At 72.4% G+C, this 4,098-nt stretch carries 3 protein-coding genes and 2 pseudogenes; 3 read left to right on the top strand and 2 right to left on the bottom strand.

Annotation, left to right across the window (positions count from 1 at the left end; genetic code table 11):
- Positions 1-227: 227 nt before the first annotated feature.
- Positions 228-383, top strand: a pseudogene (locus tag ACWD11_RS34980) (oxidoreductase); the annotation flags it as partial.
- Positions 384-398: 15 nt separating this feature from the next.
- On the opposite strand, the gene ACWD11_RS34975 reads toward ACWD11_RS34980, so the two are convergent.
- Complete coding sequence (locus tag ACWD11_RS34975) at positions 399-1,247, bottom strand: hypothetical protein (protein ID WP_389420333.1); 849 nt, start codon at positions 1,245-1,247, stop codon at positions 399-401.
- A 290-nt stretch (positions 1,248-1,537) separates the two neighbouring features.
- On the opposite strand from ACWD11_RS34975, the gene ACWD11_RS34970 reads away from it, so the two are divergent.
- On the top strand, positions 1,538-1,699 hold the full coding sequence (locus tag ACWD11_RS34970) for a hypothetical protein (protein WP_389420332.1): 162 nt from the start codon (positions 1,538-1,540) through the stop codon (positions 1,697-1,699).
- Positions 1,693-1,982, top strand: a pseudogene (locus tag ACWD11_RS34965) (TauD/TfdA dioxygenase family protein); the annotation flags it as partial. The gene ACWD11_RS34970 and the pseudogene ACWD11_RS34965, both read left to right, overlap by 7 nt.
- Before the next feature lie 121 nt (positions 1,983-2,103).
- Here ACWD11_RS34965 and ACWD11_RS34960 read toward each other — a convergent pair.
- Positions 2,104-4,032, bottom strand: coding sequence for a DUF1996 domain-containing protein (locus ACWD11_RS34960; protein WP_451287928.1), 1,929 nt, complete (start codon positions 4,030-4,032; stop codon positions 2,104-2,106).
- Positions 4,033-4,098 lie beyond the last annotated feature (66 nt).

The following is a 4,098-nucleotide window of genomic DNA, read 5'->3' as shown; positions in this document are numbered from 1 at the left end:
GAACAGGGCGCCGTTGGTGAAGAACAGCACGGCGACGGCCACCCGGGCCCGCCGTTCGGCCGGAGCGGGCCGTCGCACCACGTCGAGAGTCATGGCAGGCAGCCTAGAGCCAGAGCGTACGAACGTACACTCCGGTTATGGCTTGACCTTGCCGCAACGTCAACGTCTCTACTGGGGCCATGCGAATCGGAGAGCCCGCGGGCGGGACGAAGGTGTGGCGCAAGGCGGTGCTCACCGACCTCGGCTGGCCGGAATCGTCCCAGCTGGACATCGGCGGCATCACGAGCGCCCGCGGGCAGGAGCACTTCGCGCTGCTGTTCATCGGGATCGCGAACGGGCTGGGCTCCCACACCTTCAACATCAAGGTGGTCACCCTGCCGTGAGGCACCGGGGCAAGGTCACCGCTTGTGGTGCCGCTCCAGTCGGGCGGTCGCCGTCTCCGCGCGGCGCCTGGCCTCCCGTACCCGGCGTTCGAGCGCCCGCAGCCCGTCCCGCGCTCGGCGTTCCTCGTCGCGGGCCCTTCCGTGGTCCTCCTCCACGCGGCTCAGCTCCTCGGTCAACTCGCTGATGCGCTGACGCAGTCGGGCGGTGTTCTCCCGCGCCTCCTCCGCCGCCCGCCCGGCCCCGGCCGCCTCGTCCTCCAGCGCCCGCAGCTCGCTCACGGCCGTGTCGGCGTCCTGTCGGGCCCGGGTCAGCGCCTCGTCGTCGCGGCGCTTCGCCGGGCGGGGTGGGGGTGGCGGGGCGGCGGGCCGGCGTACCGCGGCCGGGCTGACGTCGGGGAAGCCGACGGCCGCCTCGAACGGCCGGGCCAGTCGGCCCTGCGCCCATTCCCGCGCGGCCTCCGGGTCGGCGAGGACGGTGTGCAGGGTCGCCTCCACCTCGCGCCCCACGTCGTCGCCGACCGGATGACCGGCCTGCCTCGCCAGTTGCCGGGCCTCCTGGGAGAGGGCTCTGATCAGGGTCCGCTGCCGGCCGCTGAGTTCTCGCAGCTGCGTCCCGTCCAGGTCGTGATGGGCGCGCCGCAGCCCTTCGCCGAGCTTGAGCAGGGCCGCCACCTCGTCGGGGCGCTCGCGGACGAGGAGGTTGCTGACCCAGGCCGAGCGGCTGGGGCGGCGCAGCTTGCCGATCCGCTCCGCGAGAGCGCGGTCACCTGCCGTGCGGGCCTCGGCGACCCGGACGTTGCGCGCCGCCGTGAACTCCTCCGGCCGCAGCGCGTACAGCTCGTCGGCGACCGTGTCGATGTCCACGAGGGCTCCTGTCGATGGTCGGCACCGGCACTGCCGAGCCTAGGAGGGCGGCGCGCGGAGTGCGCGTCGGGAGCCGTGGCCTGCGGCCGGCCGGGGAGCGTCCGGCAGCGATGTGTGAACGCGGCACTTCAGTTGCCTGTCCCACCATTGCGACCGTGCGACGTCGACGCCATCCGCATTGACCTGGCTGGATTGCGCTGCAACGCTCATGACGTGAGCAAGCCCGAGAACCTCGCCGCGCGCCTGACCGTCGATCTGCCACGTCAGGCCGACGCCCGCTGCGCCGACTGTTGTCGCACGCACTGACAGGCGCCGTTCCCCCTCACTCCGAACTGGCCGAGGATCTCGGCTATCTGGGGGACGTGCGGCTGGAGTGGGTCGGCAACACGATCGGCGTGGACGCCTTCGGCGGAGTGCGGACGAAGGTGACGTCGGTGTGCCCGGGATCGTGATCCCGCCCTACGGCGGCCACACGCTCATCGCCAACTCGGCCGCCGCGTACGGGATCTGCCCGCGCCGCTGCGCGAGTTCGCGGAGAGGCTGTGGGCGGTGCACACCAATGACTACGACTATGCGGCGCCGAAGAGTGAGAAGGCGGCCGAGCACCGCAGGCGGTTCGTCTCCCGGAAGTACCGCACCGCCCATCCGGTGGTCCGCGTCCATCCCGAGACCGGGGAACGCGGGCTGTTCATCGGTGGTTTCGCCCAGAGCATCGTGGGCCTCGGCCCGTCCGACGGCACCCTCAGCCATGTCGTCGAGGGCGACGAGGCGGCCCACTGCACGCCCGCCACGGCATAGCGGGTAGAGCGCACGGCCGCTGGTGGTGCGGGGTGCCGGCGCCACCAGCGGCCCTCGCTCAGGCGTCGCGCCGGATGCGGCGCAGCAGCACGAAGCCGACGAGGACCAGGACCGACCCGGCCGCGGCCGGCCACAGCTCGGCGCCGGTGTCGGCGAGTCCGCCGCCGACGGTCCGCGGTTCGGTGCCGGCCACCGGCGACTGCTCGGCGCCGACAGGGGCCGGGTTCTCGGTCGGCGAAGCGGTTGCCGTTCCCACGGCCTCGGCCGGGGCCTCGCCGGTGCGGGTCGCCGACGGGGTGACGTAGGTCTTCGGCTTGTCGGCGCCGTCGGACGGGGCCTCGTCCGCCGGGGTCTCGTTCGCCGGGGCCTTGTCGCTCGGCCTGGCGGCCGGGGGCGCCTGCGTCGCGGGCTCGGTCTCGCCGCCGTCGCCGTCGTCGCCGGTCGGCGTCGGGTCGGCGGGCTCCTGCGGCTCGTCGGACTGCTCCGGCTGCCCGGTCTCCTGCGGCTCCTCGGGCTGCTGGGTCACCCCCGGCTGCTCCGGCTGGTCGGTCTCCTGGGGCTCCTCCGGCTGCTGCGGCTCCTCCGGGAGGGCGCCGCCGTCGCACTGCCGTCCCTCGTTGATGCAGTCGACCATCTCCCGCATCAGGTCCTCGTCGAAGACGTTGATGAAGTCGCCGTGGTCGGTGACCGGCTTGTGCAGCTGCTCCGGGAAGGAGTCGACCGCGAAGAGCGGCTTGGTCCGGCCCCCGTCCTCGAGGCTCGGGGCGTCCACGTCGTAGACGATCCGCTGCACCAGTTGCGGGACGGCCCGGAAGCCGGCCGGGCAGGAGCCGTCGGCCGCGGCGAACGCCACATGGGTGCGGTGGTTGGCGCTGTCGATGTTGCGGCCGTCCCAGCAGCTCTGGAACTTGAACGTGCGCACGACGTCGCTGCCGTCGGGGCAGAGCGGGTACTTGTCCTTCAGCTGCCGGTCCTCGAACCCGGTGCAGCTCCAGGAGGCGTTGGCGTTGGCCGTGCCGTTGACGAAGGCCTTGGCGTCGCCGGTGATGATGCGCAGCAGCCGGGGCATGGCCGTCACGTCACCGGTGGGGCTGCCCTGGAAGGTCAGCGTGACCTCGCGGGGCGTGACGATCTCACCGGCGTTGCCCTCGATGCCGCCGCCGGGGGCGTTGGCGTCCTGTTCCTGGGTGCCGTTCTGCAGGCGCAGGACGGGCCAGTAGTACGAGGACTTGTCGCCCGGGTTCTCGCAGCTGGTGTCGGCGGCGGCCAGGTCCTCGTCACTGGCGAAGGCGTCATTGGCCTGGTTGCCGATGTAGTCGTGGAAGTGGTGGGCGCCGTTGGAGACGCCCGGCGCGACGATCACGTTGTCCGAGTTGAACACGCCGTTGTCGTTGACCCCGCAGCTGGTGGTGAAGGTGCCGCGGGAGGCGCCCGCTCCGGCGGCCGGGGCCTGGACGTTCGGCTGGGCTTCGGTGATGTCGGTGAAGTCCGCGGCGACGGGGCCGTTTCCGGCCTGGCCGCCCTCCGGCTGCTCCTCGGGGACGGTCAGTTCGCAGCCCGCCAGCGCTTCGAGCCCTTCGGGGCGCTCGCCCGCGTTGCCGATCGCGACGGCGATCTTCTCGATCGTCCCGCCCCGCTTCTCCTTCAGCGGGTTCATGATCGATTCGTCGGTGAAGCCGGTGTCCTGCCGCTGTTCCGGTGTCGCCTCCCGCAGTTGCTGGTAGGCCTCGGCTGTCTGGCCGTCCAGGGCGGCGAGTTCGTTGTCGACGTCCGCCCTGGCCGCGTCCGGGACCTCGGTCAACTTGGCGCCCACGTCGGGGCAGTCGATCGTGGCGCCGCCGGTCTGGGCCGATGCGCCGTCACTGCCCTCGGTCGCCGAGGCGTAGATGTTGGTCGCCACCAGTCCGCCGCCGCCCAGGATCAGCGCGACCGCGGCGAAGGTCGCGCGTCGTGGGCCGGTCGGGCGCCTGCGCGTAGTGCGTCTCAAGGCAGTACTCCTACGTTCGTGACGGGCGAGCGGACATACAGATCCCTCGCCCCATACGGACCAGGG

It is taken from the genome of Streptomyces sp. NPDC002776, assembly GCF_053592195.1.
Note: the sequence above shows the minus strand (reverse complement) of the source record. Positions and strands in the feature narration are given on the sequence as shown.